The organism is Actinopolymorpha sp. B11F2 (assembly GCF_040195635.1).
Taxonomy (GTDB): domain Bacteria; phylum Actinomycetota; class Actinomycetes; order Propionibacteriales; family Actinopolymorphaceae; genus Thermasporomyces.
This window is the reverse complement of the sequence record NZ_JBEFTX010000014.1, coordinates 155785-176243: the sequence shown is the minus strand read 5'-3', so window position 1 is coordinate 176243 and position 20459 is coordinate 155785. Positions and strand designations below refer to the sequence as shown.

The 20459-nt window shown below is 67.8% G+C and carries 19 protein-coding genes; 9 read left to right on the top strand and 10 right to left on the bottom strand.

The window, feature by feature from the left end:
- Positions 1–84: 84 nt before the first annotated feature.
- The 6 genes from gyrB to dnaA form a co-directional block, all read right to left on the bottom strand.
- A complete protein-coding gene (gyrB, locus tag ABN034_RS23795; RefSeq protein WP_502879083.1) occupies positions 85–2097 on the bottom strand; it encodes a DNA topoisomerase (ATP-hydrolyzing) subunit B in 2013 nt (670 codons plus the stop codon).
- Between the two features lie 388 nt (positions 2098–2485).
- Entirely contained in the window at positions 2486–3196 is a 711-nt protein-coding gene (locus ABN034_RS23790) for a DciA family protein (protein ID WP_349693220.1), read from the bottom strand.
- On the bottom strand, positions 3186–4310 hold the full coding sequence (gene recF / locus ABN034_RS23785) for a DNA replication/repair protein RecF (RefSeq protein WP_349693219.1): 1125 nt from the start codon (positions 4308–4310) through the stop codon (positions 3186–3188). Before recF ends, ABN034_RS23790 begins: the two co-directional genes overlap by 11 nt.
- 123 nt (positions 4311–4433) lie before the next feature.
- Positions 4434–5384: a phosphogluconate dehydrogenase (NAD(+)-dependent, decarboxylating) gene (gnd, locus tag ABN034_RS23780; protein WP_349693268.1), complete on the bottom strand. Its 951-nt coding sequence runs from the start codon at positions 5382–5384 to the stop codon at positions 4434–4436.
- On the bottom strand, positions 5384–6532 hold the full coding sequence (gene dnaN / locus ABN034_RS23775; RefSeq protein ID WP_349330342.1) for a DNA polymerase III subunit beta: 1149 nt from the start codon (positions 6530–6532) through the stop codon (positions 5384–5386). The genes gnd and dnaN overlap by 1 nt, the downstream gene beginning before the upstream one ends.
- A 423-nt stretch (positions 6533–6955) precedes the next feature.
- Complete coding sequence (dnaA, locus tag ABN034_RS23770; RefSeq protein WP_502879079.1) at positions 6956–8476, bottom strand: chromosomal replication initiator protein DnaA; 1521 nt, start codon at positions 8474–8476, stop codon at positions 6956–6958.
- A gap of 567 nt (positions 8477–9043) precedes the next feature.
- On the opposite strand from dnaA, the gene rpmH reads away from it, so the two are divergent.
- The 8 genes from rpmH to ABN034_RS23730 all read left to right on the top strand — a co-directional run bounded on the left by rpmH (position 9044) and on the right by ABN034_RS23730 (position 14527).
- Complete coding sequence (gene rpmH / locus ABN034_RS23765) at positions 9044–9178, top strand: 50S ribosomal protein L34 (protein ID WP_092883951.1); 135 nt, start codon at positions 9044–9046, stop codon at positions 9176–9178.
- Between the two features lie 37 nt (positions 9179–9215).
- Complete coding sequence (gene rnpA / locus ABN034_RS23760) at positions 9216–9584, top strand: ribonuclease P protein component (RefSeq protein WP_349693218.1); 369 nt, start codon at positions 9216–9218, stop codon at positions 9582–9584.
- Positions 9581–9841 carry a membrane protein insertion efficiency factor YidD gene (gene yidD, locus ABN034_RS23755; RefSeq protein ID WP_349693217.1) on the top strand — a complete coding sequence of 87 codons (261 nt, stop codon included), beginning with the start codon at positions 9581–9583 and terminating at the stop codon, positions 9839–9841. The genes rnpA and yidD overlap by 4 nt, the downstream gene beginning before the upstream one ends.
- A gap of 3 nt (positions 9842–9844) precedes the next feature.
- Positions 9845–10813, top strand: a complete 969-nt coding sequence (gene yidC, locus ABN034_RS23750; protein ID WP_349693216.1) for a membrane protein insertase YidC — start codon at positions 9845–9847, stop codon at positions 10811–10813.
- A 210-nt stretch (positions 10814–11023) separates the two neighbouring features.
- Complete coding sequence (locus ABN034_RS23745; RefSeq protein ID WP_349330471.1) at positions 11024–11479, top strand: Jag family protein; 456 nt, start codon at positions 11024–11026, stop codon at positions 11477–11479.
- Positions 11480–11534: 55 nt separating this feature from the next.
- Positions 11535–12161, top strand: a complete 627-nt coding sequence (rsmG, locus tag ABN034_RS23740; RefSeq protein WP_349693215.1) for a 16S rRNA (guanine(527)-N(7))-methyltransferase RsmG — start codon at positions 11535–11537, stop codon at positions 12159–12161.
- A 237-nt stretch (positions 12162–12398) separates the two neighbouring features.
- The gene (locus tag ABN034_RS23735) at positions 12399–13562 is read left to right on the top strand and encodes a ParA family protein (protein ID WP_349693214.1); all 1164 of its coding nucleotides are present in this window, start codon (positions 12399–12401) and stop codon (positions 13560–13562) included.
- Complete coding sequence (locus tag ABN034_RS23730) at positions 13559–14527, top strand: ParB/RepB/Spo0J family partition protein (protein ID WP_349693213.1); 969 nt, start codon at positions 13559–13561, stop codon at positions 14525–14527. The genes ABN034_RS23735 and ABN034_RS23730 overlap by 4 nt, the downstream gene beginning before the upstream one ends.
- Before the next feature lie 85 nt (positions 14528–14612).
- Here ABN034_RS23730 and ABN034_RS23725 read toward each other — a convergent pair whose 3' ends face one another.
- Together ABN034_RS23725 and ABN034_RS23720 are read right to left on the bottom strand one after the other, a co-directional pair.
- Positions 14613–15578 carry a D-alanine--D-alanine ligase family protein gene (locus tag ABN034_RS23725; protein WP_349693212.1) on the bottom strand — a complete coding sequence of 322 codons (966 nt, stop codon included), beginning with the start codon at positions 15576–15578 and terminating at the stop codon, positions 14613–14615.
- Between the two features lie 37 nt (positions 15579–15615).
- A complete protein-coding gene (locus ABN034_RS23720; protein WP_349693211.1) occupies positions 15616–16935 on the bottom strand; it encodes an aminotransferase-like domain-containing protein in 1320 nt (439 codons plus the stop codon).
- Between the two features lie 337 nt (positions 16936–17272).
- Between ABN034_RS23720 and ABN034_RS23715 the strand changes: the two genes are divergently transcribed.
- Positions 17273–17902: a GNAT family N-acetyltransferase gene (locus ABN034_RS23715; RefSeq protein WP_349330351.1), complete on the top strand. Its 630-nt coding sequence runs from the start codon at positions 17273–17275 to the stop codon at positions 17900–17902.
- A 3-nt stretch (positions 17903–17905) separates the two neighbouring features.
- Here the strand turns inward: ABN034_RS23715 and ABN034_RS23710 are convergent, their stop codons facing one another.
- Together ABN034_RS23710 and ABN034_RS23705 are read right to left on the bottom strand one after the other, a co-directional pair.
- Entirely contained in the window at positions 17906–18973 is a 1068-nt protein-coding gene (locus tag ABN034_RS23710) for a glycerophosphodiester phosphodiesterase family protein (protein WP_349693210.1), read from the bottom strand.
- Positions 18974–19121: 148 nt separating this feature from the next.
- Positions 19122–20267, bottom strand: coding sequence for an N-acetylmuramoyl-L-alanine amidase (locus ABN034_RS23705; RefSeq protein WP_349693209.1), 1146 nt, complete (start codon positions 20265–20267; stop codon positions 19122–19124).
- Positions 20268–20459: the final 192 nt, after the last annotated feature.

Here is a 20459-nt window from a genome sequence, read left to right as displayed (position 1 = left end):
GGTCTCTCTCAGTTCTCGACGACTGTGCTCGAACAGCAGGCTGTTTCCCCAGGTGTCACGGCTGCACTCGATATCGAGGCTGCTCTAGATGTCGAGGAAGCGGACGTCTTTGGCGTTGCGTTGGATGAACGAACGTCGCTCGCCGACGTCCTCACCCATCAGTACGGAGAAGATCTCGTCTGCCTGTGCGGCATCGTCAAGGGTGACCTGCCCCAGAATGCGGCCGACCGGATCCATCGTGGTTTCCCACAGTTCGTCGGCATTCATCTCTCCCAGACCCTTGTAACGCTGGATCGGGTTCTCCTTGGGAAGCTTCCGGCCTGCCTCCTGGCCCGCAGCGAGCAGGCCGTCACGTTCCCGGTCGGTGTAGGCCAACTCGTGCGGCGCGTTGGTCCAACGAATCTTGAACAACGGAGGTTGCGCGAGATACACATAGCCGGCCTCGATCAACGGCTTCATGAACCGGAACAGCAACGTCAACAACAGCGTGGTGATGTGCTGGCCATCGACATCCGCATCCGCCATCAGCACGATCTTGTGATAGCGCAGCTTGTCGATGTCGAAGTCCTCGTGGATCCCTGTGCCGAGGGCGGCGATGATTGCCTGGACCTCGTTGTTCTGCAGGACCCGGTCGATCCGCGCCCGTTCGACGTTGAGGATCTTGCCGCGAATTGGCAGGATCGCCTGGATCCGCGGATCACGACCACCCTTGGCCGACCCACCCGCCGAGTCACCCTCGACGATGAAGATCTCACACTCCTCCGGGTTGGTCGACTGGCAGTCGGACAACTTGCCGGGAAGCCCACCACCACCGAGCAGACCTTTGCGGTTGCGGGCCAGATCACGTGCCTTACGCGCCGCGATCCGGGCCGTCGCAGCCGCGATACCCTTACGCACAATGTCTTTGCCCTCGCTCGGGTTCTTCTCGAACCACTCACCGAGCCGGTCATAGAGCAGCGTCTGAACGAACGTCTTCGCCTCGGTGTTGCCGAGCTTGGTCTTGGTCTGGCCCTCGAACTGCGGCTCCTCGAGCTTCACCGAGATGATCGCGGTCAGGCCCTCCCGCACATCGTCGCCGGAGAGCCGGTCCTCCCGCTTCTTGATCAGGCCCCAGTCCTCGCCCCACTTGTTGACCAGACTGGTGAGCGCAGAACGGAAACCCTCCTCGTGCGTTCCGCCCTCATGGGTGTTGATCGTGTTGGCGAACGTGTGCACCGACTCGGTGAACGACATGTTCCACTGCATCGCCACGTCGAGACTCATCCCGACGTTGGCGTCCTCGGCCTCGAACGACACCACGCTGCGGTGCACCGGATCCTTGGTGGCGTTGAGGTGCTGGACGTAGTCGACGAGGCCACCGTCGTAGCGGTAGACGACCTCGCGCACCTCACCGGACTCGCTCATCTCCGTGCGCTCGTCGCGCAGCACCATCGTCAGGCCCTTGTTGAGAAAGGCCATCTCGCGCAGGCGGGTCGAGATCGTCTCGTAGGAGAAGGTTGTCGTCTCGAAGATGTCGGGGCTCGGCCAGAACGCCACAGTGCTGCCGGTCTCGTCCGTCTCCTCGTGCCGCTGCAGCGGGTGGTCGGGCTCGCTCAGATGGTAGGACTGCGTCCAGCGGTAGCCGGCGTTCTTGATGTCGACCTCGAGCTTGGTCGACAGGGCATTGACCACAGAGATACCAACGCCGTGCAGGCCACCCGACACCTTGTAGCCACCGCCGCCGAACTTCCCACCCGCGTGCAACACCGTGAGCACGACCTCGACCGCCGAGCGTCCTTCGCTCTCGATGATCCCGGTCGGGAATCCGCGTCCGTTGTCGACGACGCGAACGCCGCCATCAGCCAGCAGGGTGACCTCAACCCGGTCGGCGTGTCCGGCCATCGCCTCGTCGACGGCGTTGTCGACCGCCTCCGTGACGAGCTGGTGGAGTCCGCGTTCGCCGGTCGAGCCGATGTACATGCCCGGACGCTTACGTACGGCGTCCAGACCTTCCAGAACTGTGATCGCGCTTGCGTCGTACTCTGTTACTGATGCTTGGGCCACCGGCGGCTGAGGCACTTCAGCAGTCGTCACGTGGGGTTGACCTCCTGCCAACAGGACACGAAAAGGGGCCGCTCCGTGTGGACGTCCGGCGCCTGACGGAACGTGGCGCCCCAGACGGCGGAGCAGCCGTTGAACTCCTGTTCAGTGTACCTGGCTCGGACTTCAAGACGCCCGCTGGCAGGCCGTAGAAGGGGTCCTCGCCTGAGAAGTTGCGGGACACGTATCCCCCATCATGCTCCTGATCTCCGAAGCGGCGTGCGGCGCTTCTGCCGGTCATGAGCGGGAGTACATGGAAGTTGTCACAAATACGTCAGACCGGCAGATTTCGGGGCTCGTCGCGTGCGATGAGGGACATCCTCATCCCATAGGTTCGCGGCAGGGCATCCTCCACCAAACCGGGCGCGTCGAGCGACCACCGCGATTTCCGCTGTGTGTGGAGCTGCTAACCGTACGTATCGCGCGGTCCACGGCCGTCCCGCACGCTGCGGGGACCGCGACGCCAGCTCGGCGCGGTTGGTCCGAGAACCGTCACCCGGGTGACGGTGTTGTCACCGAGTTCCTGGTTCAGTCGCTTCACCAGACTCGGGGCGAGAAGCCGGACCTGGGTCGCCCACGCGGTCGAATCGGCACGGACAGTCAGCTCGGTGTCGGCGTACCGCTCCGCGCGGCAGTGCGCCGCCACGTCCGGTCCGACGATCTGGTCCCAGCGCGCGATCGCGCCGGCGACGGCCACGTCGGTGGCCCACCCCCGATCGTTGACCAGCCGATCGATCGTGTTGTCCAGCAGTTGCGGATCGCGATCGTCGGGCGCCGCTCCGGACCGCGTCGAGCGGTCGCCGCGTGCGCGACCACGACCGCGCGTGGCCCGCCCCCCGGACCCGGAGGTCCGCATACCGCGGGGCTTCGCCGCGGCGCCGAAGGCGGCGGCCACCGCCCGGGCGAGCTCGACCCCGGCCGGATCCCACGCGGGTGCCGCCGGATCGCCCCCCGTTGCGTCGCCCGCGACGCCGGCCGTCGGGTCGCTCGTCGGGTCGGCCGTCGAAGGATCCGAGGGACCGCCCGCGGTCCGGGATGTTGGACGATCGCGGCAGTCGGAGTCACGACCCCGGCGGTCACGACCCCGGCGGTCACGGTTGCCACGCTCACTCGACACCGTGTACCTCCCCACCGGCCACGTCGTACCACAGCCCGGCCAGCTGCTCCGGGACATCCTCGCGCACCGCCGCCGTCACCAGGACCTGTTCGGCCCCGGCGACCAGGCTGGCCAGCCTGGCACGCCGACCGCTGTCGAGTTCGGCGAACACGTCGTCGAGCACCAGCACCGGCTCGCCGCCGCCGTCGGCGCACAGCAGGTCGTACGCCGCAAGCCGCAGGGACAGTGCAATCGACCAGCACTCGCCGTGGCTGGCGTACCCCTTGGCGGGAAACTCGCCCAGACTGAGCACCAGGTCGTCGCGATGCGGCCCGACCAGCGAGACGCCGCGCCGGAGCTCCTCGTCCCTGCGTTCGGCGAGCGCGTCGGTGAGCTTCGCCGCGAGCGCGTCGGCGCTCGGCTTGTCGGCCGCGTCGCCGAGGTCGCAGTTGCTGCGGTAGTCGAGCCGGGTCTCGTCCTGGGCCGGGGACACATGGGCGTACGCCTTGGCGACCAACGGCTGCAGCAGGTCGACCACGGCCAGCCTGGCCGCGAGCAGTTCGCCACCGAGCCGGGTCAGGTGCGCGTCCCACGCGTCGAGCGTCTTGAGTGCTCCCGATGAGGCCTGGGCCGCGGTCTTGAGCAGGGTGTTGCGCTGCTTGAGGACCCGGTCGTAGTCCTGACGTACGCCGGCCATCCGGGGCGTACGGGCCACGAGCAGGTCGTCGAGGAACCGCCGCCGGGTGTCGGGATCGCCCTTCACCAGGGCGAGATCCTCCGGCGCGAAGAGGACGGTACGCAGGATCCCGAGGACGTCCCGCGGCCGCGACACCGGCGCCCGGTTGAGCCGCGCCCGGTTGGTCCGCCGTGGCGTGATCTCGATCTCGATCAGGGCGTGCCGCCCGTCGCGCACGATGTCACCGCGGACGATGGCGCGCTCGGCACCCGACCGCACCATCGGCGCGTCGTGGGGTACCCGGTGCGAGCCCAGGGTGGCGAGATAGCCGACTGCTTCGACCAGGTTGGTCTTGCCGTGGCCGTTCAGGCCGACGAAGACCGTCGCGCCCGGTGCCAGGGTCAGGTCGACCGCCGGATAGTTCCGGAAGTCGGTGAGGGAGAGACGGGCGACAAACACGGTGGCTCCACGCTAGCCGGCCCTGCCGTCACCCGCCGCGCGGGCGCCTGAGGTTCCGCCACGGACACGGGATCTCGCCCACGGACAGGGGAGCCAGGTCTCTGTCAGGGAAGTCGCCATCTGTCAGGGAGCTTCGGTATCCGGCCGCGCGGCACTCGAGTCTGGGAGGACCGCATGTCCGCCGAACTGGTTGCGCATCGCCGCGATCGCCTTCATGGCAGGCGAGTCGTCCTGCCGGGACGCGAACCGAGCGAAGAGGGCGGCCGCGATAGCGGGCATCGGGACGGCGTTCTGGATCGCGGCTTCGACCGTCCAGCGGCCTTCGCCCGAGTCCTCGGCGTACCCCTTGATCGCGGTCAGACCGTCGTCCTTCTCCAGCGCCGCGACGAGCAGGTCGAGCAACCACGACCGGATGACGGTGCCTTCGCGCCACGACCGGAAGACATCGCAGACGTTGTCGACGGTCTCGGTGGCCTCGAGCAGCTCGTAACCTTCGGCGTAGGCCTGCATGATGGCGTACTCAATCCCGTTGTGAACCATTTTCGCGAAGTGCCCGGCTCCGACCCGGCCGGCATGGACGAAACCGAACTCGCCGTCGGGCTTGAGCGCGTCGAACGCTGGCTGGACCTTGGCGACGTTCTCGGCGTCGCCTCCGCACATGAGGGCGTAGCCGTTCGTACGACCCCAGACTCCGCCCGAGACCCCGCAGTCGACGAAGCCGATGCCGCGCCCACCGAGCAGCCGGGCGCTGTCGTCATCGTCGGTCCACCGCGAGTTGCCGCCGTCCACCACGACGTCGCCCGGGCCGAGCAGCTCGGCCAGGTCGGCGATCACCTGCCGCGTCGGCGCACCCGCGGGCACCATCACCCAGACCACCCGCGGCGACGGAAGGCGCTGGACGAGGTCGGTGAGGCTGTCTGCGTCCGAGGTGTCGGTGTGCGGGTCGAAACCGACGACGGTCTGGCCCTTGGCGCGCAACCGCTCGCGCATGTTGGCGCCCATCTTGCCGAGTCCGACGAGGCCGATGTCCATGACGAAGCGGTCCTTCCCCGGGCGTAGGTGCGGCTCCGCGATCAGCCCTGCAGACGCACCGGCATGAGGAGGTAGCGGTAGTCGAGGTTGGGTTCGGCGTCGATGGCCGTGAGTCCGGTGAGGACGGCGGGCCGGGTCGGCTGGGTGAACGCGAACTGCGCCACCGGCGACTCGATCGCACCGAGCCCGTCGAGGAGGTACTGCGGGTTGAACCCGATCGTCAGCGCTTCGCCGTCGATGCCGGCCTCGATCGATTCCGACGCCTGCGCCTCGTCGCTGCTGCCGGCCTCGAGGGTCGCCATCCCGTCGCCGAGGGTGAGCCGAATGGGGGTGTTGCGTTCGGCTACCAGGGCGACCCGCTTGAGTGACTCGACGAGAGGGCCGGTCTCCACCCTGGCGACCGTCTGCTGCTCGGGTGGGAACAGGGTGCGGTACTTCGGGAACTCGCCGTCCAGGAGTCGGGTGGTCGTCCGCCGCATCGACCCACCGCTGGTCCCGGCGAACCCGACGAGGCCTTCGCCGGCACCGGTGCCGGGACTCGCGAGAGCGATCGTCACGTCGGAGCCGCTCGCGAACGCCTTCGCCGTGTCGGCCAGCACGCGGGCTGGGACGAGAGCGGTCGCCGAGAGGTCAGGCTGTTCGGGCGTCCAGCTGAACTCGCGGACCGCCAACCGGTAGCGGTCGGTGGCCGCGAGGGTGACCGCCGCGCCTTCGATCTCGATGCGTACGCCGGTGAGGACAGGCAGCATGTCGTCGCGCCCAGCGGCGACCGCGACCTGGGAGACCGCGTTGGCGAACACGTCGCCCTTGACGGTGCCCGAAGCGGTCGGCATCTCCGGAAGTGCGGGATAGTCCTCGACCGGGAGGGTCTGGACGGTGAACCTCGCGCTGCGGCAGGTCACGACCACCTTGCCGCCCTCCGCGGTCAGCTCGACGGGCTGGGCAGGCAGGCTCCGGCTGATGTCGGCGAGCAGTCGGCCGGAGACGAGCACCACGCCCTCGACCTCGACGTCGGCGGGTACGGATACCCGGGCCGAGGTCTCGTAGTCGAAGCCGGAGAGCAGGATCTCGCCGTCGCGGGCGTCGACGAGCATGCCGGCGAGGACGGGCAGGGAGGGTCGGGTGGGGAGGCTGCGCGCCACCCACGCCACAGCATCGGCGAGGACGTCACGGTCTACGCGGAACTTCACCGCTCATCGCCTCCTCGACGTACGGCGGCCGGCATGGAACGAGTGCCGGGAGCACGACGGTACACCGGGGCGAAGCGACCTGGTGGAGCCGGGTGCGCGTTGTGGATTGTGGTGTTTTTGTCATTCACGTAAGGAGACTCGACATCGTCTTAGGTGCGGTGGATGTTGTGGACGACGGGCGTTTTTGCAGGTCAGTAGGTCTGGCGTTGTCCACGCCGGCTGTGGGCGAAGCGGGGCGTGCGCCGAATCCTCGGTGGAGGGCGAAGCGTCGTCCCTTGTCGTCCACAGTCCTTCCCACGACGATCCGCGCTTGATCCACAGAGTTGTCCCCAGCCTGTGTGGACCGGGTTCGGAGGTGTGGTGGGCTGGAAGGAACGGCGAGAGGGAACGGATCGTGGGCAGTAGACGTGAGGACGCGGGCCGTCATGGCCGGGCCTGTTGCTTGATCCGGTTGGTCAGCTCGGTGACCTGGTTGTAGACGCTGCGGCGCTCGGCCATGAGCTGGCGGATCTTGCGGTCCGCGTGCATCACCGTCGTGTGGTCGCGGCCGCCGAACTGCTGGCCGATCTTGGGGAGAGAGAGGTCGGTCAGCTCGCGGCAGAGGTACATCGCGATCTGCCGGGCGGTGACGAGGACGCGGCTCCGGCTCGACCCGCAGAGGTCGTCGAGCGACAGCCCGAAGTACGACGAGGTCTGGGCCATGATCTGTCCGGCGGTGATCTCCGGCTCGCCACCGGTCGGGATCAAGTCCTTGAGCACGATCTCGGCCAAGGCGATGTCGACAGCCTGCCGGTTGAGGCTCGCGAACGCCGTGACCCGGATCAACGCGCCCTCGAGCTCCCGGATGTTGGTCTGGATCTTGCTCGCGATGAACTCCAGCACCTCCGGCGGGGCGGTCAGGCGTTCCTGCGCGGCCTTCTTCCGGAGGATCGCGATCCTCGTCTCGAGGTCGGGCGGCTGGATATCGGTGATCAGTCCCCACTCGAACCGGTTGCGCAGCCGGTCCTCCAGCGTCTCCAGCCGCTTCGGTGGCCGGTCGGAGGAGATCACGATCTGCTTGTTGGCGTTGTGAAGGGCGTTGAACGTATGGAAGAACTCTTCCTGCGTTCGCTCCTTGTTCTCCAGGAACTGGATGTCGTCGACGAGCAGCACGTCGACATCGCGGTAGCGGCGCTGGAACGTCGCGGCCTTGTCATCGCGGATCGAGTTGATGAAGTCGTTGGTGAACTCCTCGCTCGACACGTACCGGATCCGCGCGTTCGCGTACAGATTGCGTACGTAGTGACCGATCGCGTGCAGCAGGTGGGTCTTGCCGAGCCCTGAGTCGCCGTAGATGAGCAGCGGGTTGTACGCCTTGCCGGGCGCCTCGGAGACCGCTACCGCCGCCGCGTGCGCGAAGCGGTTGGACGAGCCGATGACGAACGTGTCGAACATGTACTTCGGGTTCAGCCGCGGCGGCTCGGTGTCGGAGCGCACCGGTTGGCCCGGTGGTGCCGAGGAGAGCGTGAACGCATCGGTGCCCTTGGGCGCCACCGCGAGCCCGGACCGGTGGTGGCTGTCCGCCTCGTCATGATCGGGAAGCGGTGCAGGATCGGCCGATGACGTGGAGTAGGACTGGCGCGACGTATCGTCACTCGACTCGGCCCCGGCGGTCTCGTCGGCATGGTCGAGGTCGTCGAGTGAGAGGGACGGTTCGACGGTGATGGCGAGGCGTACCGACTCGCCCAGGGCGGAGGACAGTGCGTCCTCGAGCCGGGGGCGCAGCTTGGTCTCGAGCTGAGTGCGGGTGAAGTCGTCGCGGACGGCGACGATGGCCGTGTTGCCGTGCAACGTGACCGGCCTGCACTGTGCCAGCCACACGCGGTGAGTGGCCTGCAGGTCCTGGTCGAGGCTGTCCCGCACCTGTCGCCAGGTGGCGGTCAACGCGTCAGACTCCGCGACCACTGCGCTACTCCCGTTCTGCTCAGGCGATGTCCTGACTCCCCGTGCGCCTGCGACATGGCTCTTCTACGGCGTCCATGACCCACGTTGGTGGCTCACGGTGAGCGCCGCGGGGCGGCCGGCTGACGTCCACAGATTGTTCCACAACCTGTGCAAAGAGGTTGTGGATGACACTAGAAGGGCAGGACGGTAACAAGCTCACAAGGTGGCGTTCAAGGCGGGAGCGTGGCCGTACGCCCGAAATCGCCGTGCGGACTGGCGTCGTGTCGGCGTGTCGCGTCGACACGCCACGGCGCCGTCCGAATGATGGGCTGTTTCGGTCCACCTGATCAGGTGGGGCAGTTTGACCGGGCGACCGGCCGGCCCGTACCGTAAGTCGGTCACGATGCCGTTCTCTCGGCGATCGCCGTATGCTCACGGACAGTCGCAACACTGCGCCTCAGGCGGAGTCGGTCCAGGGGGCCGACTTGAGGTCGTCTGGTGCAGGACGCGACAACGCAGCCGCGGGTGGACGGTGACGTCGAGGCGTCGGTGCCCGCGTCCTCATGATTTCTGATCGGGAGAATTCCTGTGAAGCGTACGTTCCAGCCCAACAACCGGCGACGTCACAAGACGCACGGCTTTCGCCTCCGCATGCGGACCCGGGCGGGTCGCGCGATCCTTTCCGCCCGGCGGCGCAAGGGGCGCCAGCGCCTCGCGGTCTGAGGCGCCACGCGGTCTCGCCCAGGTCGAGTGCGATGTCGTGGTGCCGGCCATTCACCGGATGCGTCGTTCGGGGGACTTCGCGACGGCGGTTCGTCGTGGCCGGCGCGCGTCCCGGTCGACGCTGGTCGTCCATCTGGTACTCAGCCGCCGCGACGAACCCGCACGGATCGGGTTCGTCGTGAGTCGCTCCGTGGGCAACGCGGTCGTCCGCAACACGGTGCGCAGGCGGCTGCGTCACCTCATGCGTGAGCGGCTCACCGGCCTCCCCACCGGAACCTTGCTGGTGGTCCGCGCGTTACCGTCGGCAGCGGAGGCGACGTCGGAGCGGCTGGGTCAGGAGATCGACGCGGCGCTCGAAGAGGCGCTTGCACGGCCGCGATACCTCGCGGTGGAGAGTGCGCGGTGAAAACGATCCTTGTGATGCTGCTGAAGGGCTATCGCCTGGTGGTGAGCCCGATGTATGGCCAGGTGTGTCGTTACCACCCGTCTTGTTCCGCGTACGCCCTCGAGTCCGTCGAGACCCACGGGGCCGTCCGCGGCAGCTGGCTCGCCGCCCGCCGGCTGGTGCGGTGTCACCCATGGACCCCTGGCGGATATGACCCCGTTCCGCCCGCCCGAACGCGCGCCGGTGTGGGCGCGCCAACCCACACCAGAGGTGCATAAAGCGTGGCCTGGTACGACAAGATCCTGTCGCCCCTCTACGACGTCGTGTCGTGGATCATGTGGGCGTTCCACTCTCTCTTCGCCCCGATCCTCGGACCTGACTCGGGCTTCACGTGGGCGCTGTCCATCGTCGGCCTCGTGGTGGTCATTCGGATCGTCCTGATCCCGTTGTTCGTCCGGCAGATCCGGGCGAGTCGGAACATGGCCCTGATCCAGCCGAAGGTGAAGGAGCTGCAGAAGAAGTACGGCGGCGACCGGGAGCGGATGGGCCAGGAGCTCATGAAGCTGTACAAGGAGAGCGGGACCAACCCGTTCTCCTCGTGTATGCCGATCCTGTTGCAGTCACCGATCTTCATCGCCCTCTTCCGGGTGCTGGACGGTGCGGCGCACAAGATCGTGCGCGGTCGCGGGTTGAACCAGGATCTGGTCAACTCGCTGAGCGACGCGACCCTGTTCGGCGCCAAGATCTCGGACAAGTTCATCGGCGCCGACAGCCTGAACGTCCAGATCGTCACGGTCGTGCTGATCCTGCTGATGACGGCGACGACCTTCACGACCCAGCGGCAGTTGATGCGCAAGAACATGCCGCCCGAGGCGTTGACCGGTCAGTTCGCGCAGCAGCAGAAGATCCTTCTGTACGTGCTGCCGGTTGTCTTCGCGGTCGGCGGTGTCAACTTCCCGATCGGCGTCCTCATCTACTGGTTCACGACCAACGTGTGGACGATGGGCCAGCAGTTCTGGGTGATCCGCCGCAACCCTGCACCGGGGAGCCCGGCGTTCGAGGCGTACCAGAAGCGGAAGGGCGGGAAGGGCGCACGGAGTGGCCTGGCCGCATTGATCCCGGGGACGAAGGAGACGCCGAACGGCGCGACGCCGACTGTCACGGACAACGGTGAGGCGGCGACACCGGCGCCCACCGTCAAGCGAGTGCAGCCGCAGCGGTTGCCGCGGAGCAAGCGTAAGAGCCGTTGAGACTCTCGACCCGGCTGTGTGTCGTCGGGGCGAACGAACCTGGCTGTTGGCGTCCGATCGAGGGCGCGGGGAATGAAGGAGTAAGTCGTGGGTGATCGCGCTACCTCGTTCGTCGAGGACGACAACGACGGCGGTGAAGGCCAGGCGGTCGACGCCGAGCAGGCGGAGGCACCGCCCCGCCAAGGCTCCGCCGAGCCGTCGCCGGAGGACGTGGCGCGCCTCGAACGTGAGGGGGACGTGGCGGCCGACTATCTCGAGGAGCTGCTCGACATCGCCGACGTGGACGGGGACATCGACCTGGACGTCGAGGGAAGTCGAGCGATGGTGGCCGTGGTCGGAGGTGACCTGCAGCACCTGGTGGGTCGGGACGGTGAGGTCCTCGAGGCGCTCCAGGAGCTGACCCGACTGGCCGTCTACAGGGAGACCGGTGAGCGGAGCCGGTTGATGTTGGACGTCGCTGGATACCGGGCACAGCGACGCAGTGACCTCATCGCTCTCACGGAAAAGATCGTGGCCGAGGTCATCGCGAGTGGTGAACCGGCGCGACTGGAGCCCATGACACCGTTCGAACGAAAGATCGTCCACGACACGGTGGCTGCGAAGGGACTGACGAGTGAGTCGGAGGGCGAAGAGCCCGAACGACGGGTGGTCATCCAGCCGGCGTGAGCCTGAGGGTGTTTCACGTGAAACCGGGACGAGGGTAGACGTTCCTTCCCCGCCGTTGGTCGCACGACAGGTCTTCGGTGAACATCTCGAGCGTGTCGAGCGCTACGCCGCACTGCTGGCCGGCGCGGGGGTCGAACGCGGGCTGCTCGGGCCCAGGGAGGTGGCGCGCCTGTGGGACCGGCACCTGTTGAACTGTGGCGTACTCGCCCCGCTCGTCCCCGCGGATGCATCGCTGTGCGACGTCGGCACCGGAGCTGGTCTCCCGGGGCTCGTCATCGCACTTGCTCGCCCTGACGTCTCCGTCACCCTTCTCGATCCGTTGTTACGTCGGGCAGACTTCCTTCTCGAAGCCGTCGCTGAACTTGGTGTGGCAAATGCCTGTGTCGTACGCGCGCGCGCCGAGGAACATGCGGGACGCTATGACGTCGTGACCGCACGAGCCGTGGCGCCGTTGGGCCGGCTCGCTCGTGTCGCGATGCGGCTTTGTCGGCCCGGTGGTTCATTGTGGGCGGTGAAGGGTGAGCGGGCCGAGGAAGAGCTTCGTGAAGCAGCGCCCGAGCTCCCGCGGTGGGGGGTGGCGACCTGGTCGGTCGAGAAGGTCGGTGAAGGCATCGTGTCGCCACCGACGACCATCGTCCGGCTCATCGCACGTTCCGCTGGGGCCAACCGCCGTCGGCGGTAGCAAGTGTCGAAGTGGCCGTCGCCCCCGAGCTTCGGTTTGGTGGGGAGGCTGAGTGTGACGGAGGTTCACGTGACCGCTGGACTTGGATGGCCGCTCGACTGGCCGTCGACTACCGAGGAACAGGATGCCGAAGAGACTCGGCCTCGTCGTCAGGCCGTGGGTGGACTGGGTTGGCCGGTCGAAGGGCCCGCTGGACTCCGCTGGGCGACGGAGGTCGGCGCCGGCGAAGGGGCGCCCATGTCGACCTCCACTGCGGTAGTGGAGGACGAAGGGCGCGAGGGTGGCACCCCTGGAACGTCGGCGTTGTCCGCGGACCTCGGTGCGATTCCACAGGTGTCCTCAGCGGTCGAGATGTCCGCCGAGGAGACGGCCGATCTGGGTGCCACCAATGCCGCGGCAGCGACCGTTTCACGTGAAACACCCGAAGATGCCGAACCGCCGCCAACGGCCGGACTTCAGTCCAATGTGCCCGTCGCCTTCAGTCCCACCCTTCCCCGCCCGGTGCAGACCCGGGTCTTCGTAGTGGCGAACCAGAAGGGTGGCGTCGGCAAGACCACGACCGCCGTCAATCTCGCAGCCGCCCTGGCTGGTTCCGGTGCACGTGTCCTCGTCGTCGATCTTGACCCCCAGGGCAATGCATCGACCGCCCTCGGCATCGACCACACCGAAGGCGTACCGAACATCTACGACGTGATCGTCGAGGGTGAACCGATGCGAAACTTCGTCCATCCGGTTCATCGCTTCCCGACACTGTTCGGGGTGCCTGCCACGATCGACCTCTCCGGTGCCGAGCTCGAACTCGCGAGCGTCGTCGCACGAGAGGCCCGGCTCAAGAAGTTCCTCGATGCGTACCTCGACGAGCAGGCGGCCGCGGGCGAGCGGTACGACTACGTCCTGATCGACTGCCCGCCCTCACTCGGCCTCCTGACCATGAACGCCTTGGTCGCCGGCAGGGAGGTACTGGTCCCGATCCAGTGCGAGTACTACGCACTCGAAGGCGTCGAGACGCTCTTCCGCATCGTCAACCTCGTCCGCGAGCTCAACCGTTCCCTGCAGGTGACGACGGTCATCCTCACGATGTACGACGCCCGCACGCGGCTCTCGGCCCAGGTGGCGGAGAACGCTCGGGAAAGCCTTGGCCACACCGTCCTCCGCAGCGCGATCCCTCGGTCCGTACGAATCTCGGAGGCGCCGAGCTTCGGGCAGACGGTCATGACATGGGATGCCGGTTCGCCGGGAGCTCTGTCCTATCTCGAGGCGGCGCGCGAGCTCGCGCTCCGCGATCCGGCGGCACCATCCGCGGCCGGCGCCAACCGCTCGATCGCGGCACCCGACGTCGTTCGGCAGGAAGTACTAGGCTCGGCGACCGCGACTGGAGTCGATCGAGGGGATCTCAGATGACGGTTCGACGTGGCTTGGGGCGTGGACTCGGCGCCCTGATCCAGTCCGCTCCACCCGCCAGCGAGGTGGCCCCGCCGGAGCGCGGCGCTGAACCGGCGCATCGTGCGGCGGTGGATGTCGACCACCCCTCCCCGTCTGCGCCCGACGAGCCGGCACCGGTCCAGGGTGCCCACTTCGCCGAACTGCCCATCGACACCATCTCGCCCAACCCGCGCCAGCCGCGCCAGGTCTTCGACGAGGAGGCGATGGCTGAGCTGGTTCACTCGATCAAGGAGATCGGCCTTCTCCAGCCCGTCGTCGTACGCCGGCTGGGGGATGAGCGCTACGAGCTCGTCATGGGTGAACGGCGTTGGCGCGCCACGCAGCAGGCGGGCCTCGACGTCATCCCGGCGATCGTTCGGGACACCGGCGACGAGAACATGCTGCGCGACGCGCTGCTGGAGAACCTGCACCGCGCACAGCTCAATCCGCTGGAGGAGGCGGCGGCCTACGGGCAGCTGCTCGACGACTTCGGCTGCACCCACGACGAACTCGCCCAGCGGATCGGACGGTCGCGCCCTCAGATCACGAACACGCTCCGACTGCTCAAGCTGCCACCAGCGGTGCAGCGCCGAGTGGCGGCAGGGATTCTCTCGGCCGGTCACGCGCGAGCGCTGCTGTCCGTCGCCGAAGAGGAGGCGCAGGAGAAGCTTGCGCACCGGGTCGTCGCGGAAGGACTCTCGGTGCGGGCGCTCGAAGAGATCGTCACGGTCAGCGCCGGCGGAAAGGAACGCAAGAGCAAGGCCGCCCGTTCACCGAAGCCGGTCGCCCCTCGGCTCGGCGATCTGGAGGCCCGGCTCACCGACCGCTTCGACACCCGGGTGAAGGTCGATCTGGGTCGCCAGAAGGGCAAGATCACGCTGGAGTTCGCGTCGCTCGAGGACCTCGAGCGGATCGTCGACCTGATGGATCCGCGCAGCGCCTGACGGTAGCTGGGAGCCGCTCTGGTCCCCGCCGGTCCGTGACCGACCGACCGATCGGGACCGTCGACCGGCGTCGGGTGACCGATCGTCAGGAGCGTCGAATCTCGGACCGCTGGGCGGCGGCCTGGAGCAGGTCGCGGCAGAGCACCCCGAGATCCCGGCCGGCCGACTCGATGGCGAGCGGCACGAGTGAGGTCTCGGTCATCCCAGGCGCGACGTTGACCTCGAGGAACCACGGGACCCCCGCGGAGTCCACGATCAGGTCGGTACGCGACAGGTCGCGCAACCCCAGCGCCCGATGCGCGGCGAGCGCGGCTTCTTCGCAGGCGTCGGCCGCCGAATCGGGGAGCCGGGCAGGAGCGACGAACTCCGTCGCGCCGGCGTTGTAGCGCGACGCGTAGTCGTAGATCCCACTGTCGGGAACGATCTCCACACCAGGCAGGGCGCGGGGTCCGTCGCCGACGTCGATCACGGCCACGCTGACCTCGGTGCCAGCCACGTGGCGTTCGAGCAGCGCCACCTCGCCGTAGGCGAAGCAGCTCACCATGGCCGCCGGAAGGTCCGCGATCGTGTGGACCACCGTGCAGCCCAGCGCGGATCCACCGCGGGACGGCTTCACGACCAACGGCAGACCGAGCCGGTCGGCGATGCGTTCGAGAACTGTCTGCGCGCCGAGTTCCCGAAAGGTGTCGTGCGGGAGAACGACCGACGGCGGAGTCCGCACACCGGCGGCGGACACGATCGTCTTCGCCACCGGCTTCTCGAACGCCGCCCGGCACGCGACCGCGGTGGATCCGACGTACGGCACGTCGAGCAGGTCGAGGACCTCCCGCAACGCACCGTCCTCACCGGCGGCGCCATGCAGGAGCGGGAAGACCGCCGAGGGTGGATCGTTCTCCAGCGCGGAGATGAGGCCTGCATCGGCGTCGCGTTCTTCGACCTCGACGCCGACCGCCCGCAGCGCCTCGCTCACCCGCCGCCCGGACCGCAGGGACACGTCTCTCTCATGGGAGAGTCCGCCGGCCAACACCTGGACCCGTCCGAGATCGCTCATCTGTTGCCCCTTCACTTCCACCCGGGTCGCCGGCCACTCATCGCAGATCTGGCCCGGGAAACTCGACACCTTGACCTCTACCCAGATGAAGTGGTCCGAAGGTCTCCCGAAGTTCCATCTCATGTTCGACGACGGCGGCGAGCCTACGGATCCCTTCCCGGATCCGATCAGGTGGCGGGAAACAGTACGACAGGCGCATGCACTGGCTGCCGAACCCGTCGGAGTAGAACGCCGTGCCGGGTACGTAGGCGACACGAGCGGTTACAGCACGTGGTGACATCGCCTTGGCGTCGATGCCGTCTGGCAGTGTCACCCAGACGAAGAACCCGCCCTTGGGCGTGGTCCACGTTGTCGTGGCCGGCATCAGGTCGGCGAGTGCCTCGAGCATGGCGTCCCGGCGTTCGCGGTACATCTCGCGGAACGCCTTGATCTGGCCGTGCCAGTCATGGTTGGCGAGATAGGTCGACACGGCCAGCTGGTTGAACGCCGGCGGGCACAGCGTCGCCGACTCCTGGGCGAGGATCAGCTTGTCCCTGATGGCGTGTGGCGCGAGCGCCCACCCGACCCGGAGCCCGGGGGAGAACGTCTTGGAGAACGACCCGAGGTAGACCACCCGTCCCGGGTCGTCCGCGCGGAGCGCACGGTAGGGCTCACCGTCGAACCCGAGCAGGCCGTACGGATCGTCCTCCACCACCAGGACGTCGTACCGGTGGCAGATCTCCAGCACAGCGGCCCGGCGTTCGGCACTGAGGGAGACACCGGCCGGGTTGTGGTAGCTCGGGATCGTGTAGAGAAACTTGGCGCGCCGTCCACTGGCCGCCACGCTGCGGAGAGCGGCGTCGAGGTGCTCGGGGATCAGCCCGTCGTCGTCCATGGCGACGTGGACGACGTCGCATTCGTACGACGCGAACACCCCGAGCGCCCCCACATAGCTGGGCGCCTCGCAGATCACCACGTCGCCCGGATCGCAGAAGATCCGCGTGACCAGGTCGAGTGCCTGCTGGCTCCCGACGGTCACGACCACGTCGTCGGCCGACCCCTCGATGCCGACGAGCCGCATCACGTCGGTGATCTGCTCCCGCAGGGTCTGGTCGCCCTGCGCGGTGCAGTACTGCAGAGCCGTGGTGCCCCGCTGCAGGACCAGGTCCCCGATCAGGGAGCTCACGACGTCGAGGGGGAGTCCGGAAATATTGGGCGAACCGCCCGCGAGCGACACCACCTCGGGCCGGTTGGCGACGGAGAAGAGTGCGCGGATCTCGGAGGCGACCATGCCGCGAGCTCGGGATGCGTACCGTGCGACGTCGGCGTCGAAACGCGTCTCACGGTGCAAAGGTTGACGATCCGGGCTCTCCTCCATGGGGATACGGCTCCTCTCCGTTCGAGAGCGGCCCAGCCGTTGTCACCAGGCGGGCCACCCAGCTACTACGATGCCTCATGAGGCGTCCCCTTGGGGAGTGGGTGCTCGCTGGAAGGGTTGTCATGCGGATCGTGTCCTGGATTCTGTGCGGAATAGGTGCCGGCGTTCTGGCCGGCTTTGCCACGGGTCTGCTCCGTCGTCGGCCGAAGCATCCGGAACCTCTCGTGACGAACTATGCGGGTGGATATTTCGCCCCCACGCCGTCTGACGATCACACCGCCGTCCAACCCGGTCAGTAACTGTCGGGGAATGCGCCCTTTGGCATCACATACGCGATATGAGTACGATGCGCCGCCTTGCCAACATCACTCTGGACAACCTCGACGATCTGCCGCGGCCATGTCGTCGTTGTGTCTTCTGGGAATTGGACCCGGTGGCGCGCCGTCGGGCCGAGGAGGCCGGTGATCCCGCCCTCGAGAAGGAGGCGTGGATTTCCGCCGTACTCCTCGAATGGGGCTCCTGCGGCAAGGTCTGCTACGTCGACGGGACGCCGGCCGGATTCGTCGTGTACGCACCACCGACGTACGTCCCGCGTTCGGTCGCCTTTCCCACCTCTCCGGTGAGCGGGGACGCCGTTTTGTTGATGACGGCCTACGTCATACCGGAGTTCGCGGGTGCCGGCCTGGGACGCATGCTGGTCCAGGGCCTTGCCAAGGACCTGGTCAAGCGTGGAATCCGCGCGATCGAGGCCTTCGGTGACGCGAAGTGGCGCAAGCCGTCGTGCGTCGTCCCGGCGGACTACCTGCTGTCCGTGGGCTTCAAGACGGTACGCCCGCACCACCGCTATCCCCGCCTCCGGCTCGAACTCCGCAATGCCCTTACCTGGAAGGAAGATGTCGAGGCGGCGTTGGAGAAGCTCCTCGGCTCGATGACACCCGAAGGTGCGTTCCGCCCGGTCCGGAGTTGATGTTCAGTTCCCCGGTGGGGGAGCGTACGCGCGGGGCAGCCGGAACCCTCGCTCTGCCATCACCGACCGCAGCCGGTCGGGGTAGTCGGTGATGATCCCATCGACACCGTCGTCGATGAGTTTGTTCATGGTCGGTTCGTCGTCGACGGTCCAGGGGATCACCTGGATCCCACGTGCATGGGCGGCCGCGACCATGTCGGCGGTGACGTACGGCTCGTAGCCAGGGTCGGTGACCTTGCCGTTCTGAGGGAAGCCGTGGACCGGCGAGAAGGCGTCCGCACCGAACGACGCGATCGCCGCCAGCGGGTCACCGCCGAAGTCGTCGATGTCGAGACCGCCGAGCCACGGTGACGCTCCGGCCTGCCCGGTCTGCAGGAAGTCCCGGTTGGTCAGGGCGACGATCGGTAGCCGGGGTTCGACCTCACGCATCCGCATGAGGGCGCCCCAGTCGAAGCTCTGGATCGTCACCTGGCCGAGCATCCGGGCCCGCCGGATCTCCTTCACCGCCACCTGGACGAACTGCTCCCGCGGAGCCGTCTCGCTGGGTGCCCCGGCCTCGACCTTGGTCTCGATGTTGAGCGTCACGCCGTATGCCCTGTACCGGTGGACGAGCGCGAACACCTCCCGAAGGCGCGGCATGCGCTCGCCGGGGAACGCCTGCTGACCGGGAAACTCCGGCAGCGTCAGCGACCCGCAGTCGAGCGTCCTGACCTGGGCGAGGGTGAGCGTGTTGATGTACTTGCCGACGTACGGAAACTCCGGGTCGCCCGCCACCACCGGCGCCGTGTCCTGGCACTTGCGGTCGCTGATCCGCCGGTCATGGGTGACGACGGCCTCGCCGTCCTCGGTGACCTGGATGTCGAGCTCGAGGGTGCTGACGCCGAGTTCGAGTGCGTGGGCAAACGCGGGAAGGGTGCTCTCCACCACCAGGCCGAGGCCGCCCCGATGCGCCTGCAGGTCGAAGGCCTTGTGCCCGTGCCCGGCGTCGGCCTGTGGTGCGGCGGACGCAGGTCCGGGGAACAGGAGCGATGTGGCGGCGACGGTGACCGCGATGGTGCGCCAAGACTTCATGTCGAAGAACCTCCCGCGAGCGGCGAAATGATGTACCACGACGGGAGAAAGAGATACCGGACGGCGAACGAATTGTCCTACGGAACGACAAGGCTGGCCAGGTGACCTGGTGAGGGTGCAGCGGTGCGCGGCAGGGGCGTGTCCTCGATCAGCGGATGAGCTGGCCGAGTTGGAGAACCCCGGTCGGTGAGTCCATGTCCGGTGGGAGGTAGACCCGCTGGACGGCGACGACGATGGCCTCGGCGACGACGTCGCGGAATCCCGGATCGGACAACCGGAGTGCGTCGCCTGCGTTGGTGACGTAGCCGAGCTCGATGCGTACGGCCGGCATCTTCGTGTAGCGGAGCAGATCCCAGGTCTTGGCATGCGTACGGCAGTCCCGTAGGTCCGTACGGGCAACCACTTCCCGCTGCACCAGGCCGGCGAACCGCTCGCCGAGCGTCGACCGCATGTCGTCGTCGCCCACCGTGCCGTAGTAGTACGTCGCGACGCCGCCCGCCTCCGGACTGGGGTGCTCGTCGACGTGGAGGGAGACCACCAGGTCGCCGCGGGTCTCGTTGGCGAACCGGGCCCGCTCCGCCTCGTCAGGGCTGGTGTCGCGACCGCGGGTGAGGAAGACCCGTACGCCGGTGGCGGCGAGCCGACCCTCGATCCGGGACGCCAGGTCGAATGCGATCTCCGCTTCGGACAGGCCGTGGGAGAAGCAGCCGCGGTCGACACCGCCGTGGCCCGGGTCGATGACGACGACCTTGCCTGGGAGTTGCGGGCCGGCCCGGTGGATGCGTTCGGACTCGCGCAGGGCGTCGGCGCGTCCGCCGGTCACGATCGGGGAGAGGCGCGCCAGGGCCTTGAACGTCGCGGGGCCGCAGGTTCCGTCGGGCGGCGCACCAACGCTGCGTTGGAACTCCTTGACGGCACGTTCGGTGGATGGACCGTAGACCCCGTCGACCCGGTCGACGCCGAATCCCAGCTCCAGCAGCCGCTGCTGCAGGGTCGCCACGTCGTCGCCGATCAGCAGGTGCCCGGCCTGGAAGGACAACAACCGGTCACCCAGGCGCCAGCGGGCCTCGTCGAGCACGCGATAGGTCTCGGCATCGACCACGCCGTTGGCAGTGAGGCCGCGCTGCTGCTGGAACTGGCGTACGGCCCGGTCGACGCTCTCGTCGAAGACGGCGGCGCCCGGGTCGAGATCCTGGTCGGGGGCGGCGGCCAGCAGGCCCAGTTGGGTGAGCTTGGAGCGGATCTCAGCCACCGCGGGACCGCGGTTGCCCAGCCCGTATCGATGCTCGGCCATGGGCGCCTCCGAACGACGTCGCGTTGCACGCAGATCCGGTCGTGGTCTTCCGGATCACCCACGCCATGCTAGCTGGGCCACCTCCCCACGCTCGCCCGGCGCCGCCGCGAAGCCCGGAAGACCGTACGGAAATGCCGAGCCCGGGCTCACCCATGCGGGTGGCCCGGGCTCGTCGGCTGAGGTGTGCGGCTG

Excerpts from the sequence above, each read along its gene's own strand:
- ABN034_RS23720 (WP_349693211.1), bottom strand. The coding sequence starts at position 16,935 with ATGGAGGAGAGCCCGGATCGTCAACCTTTGCACCGTGAGACGCGTTTC.
- ABN034_RS23735 (WP_349693214.1), top strand. The coding sequence starts at position 12,399 with ATGTCGACCTCCACTGCGGTAGTGGAGGACGAAGGGCGCGAGGGTGGC.
- ABN034_RS23725 (WP_349693212.1), bottom strand. The coding sequence starts at position 15,578 with ATGAGCGATCTCGGACGGGTCCAGGTGTTGGCCGGCGGACTCTCCCAT.
- ABN034_RS23715 (WP_349330351.1), top strand. The coding sequence starts at position 17,273 with ATGAGTACGATGCGCCGCCTTGCCAACATCACTCTGGACAACCTCGAC.
- ABN034_RS23730 (WP_349693213.1), top strand. The coding sequence starts at position 13,559 with ATGACGGTTCGACGTGGCTTGGGGCGTGGACTCGGCGCCCTGATCCAG.
- ABN034_RS23710 (WP_349693210.1), bottom strand. The coding sequence starts at position 18,973 with ATGAAGTCTTGGCGCACCATCGCGGTCACCGTCGCCGCCACATCGCTC.
- ABN034_RS23705 (WP_349693209.1), bottom strand. The coding sequence starts at position 20,267 with ATGGCCGAGCATCGATACGGGCTGGGCAACCGCGGTCCCGCGGTGGCT.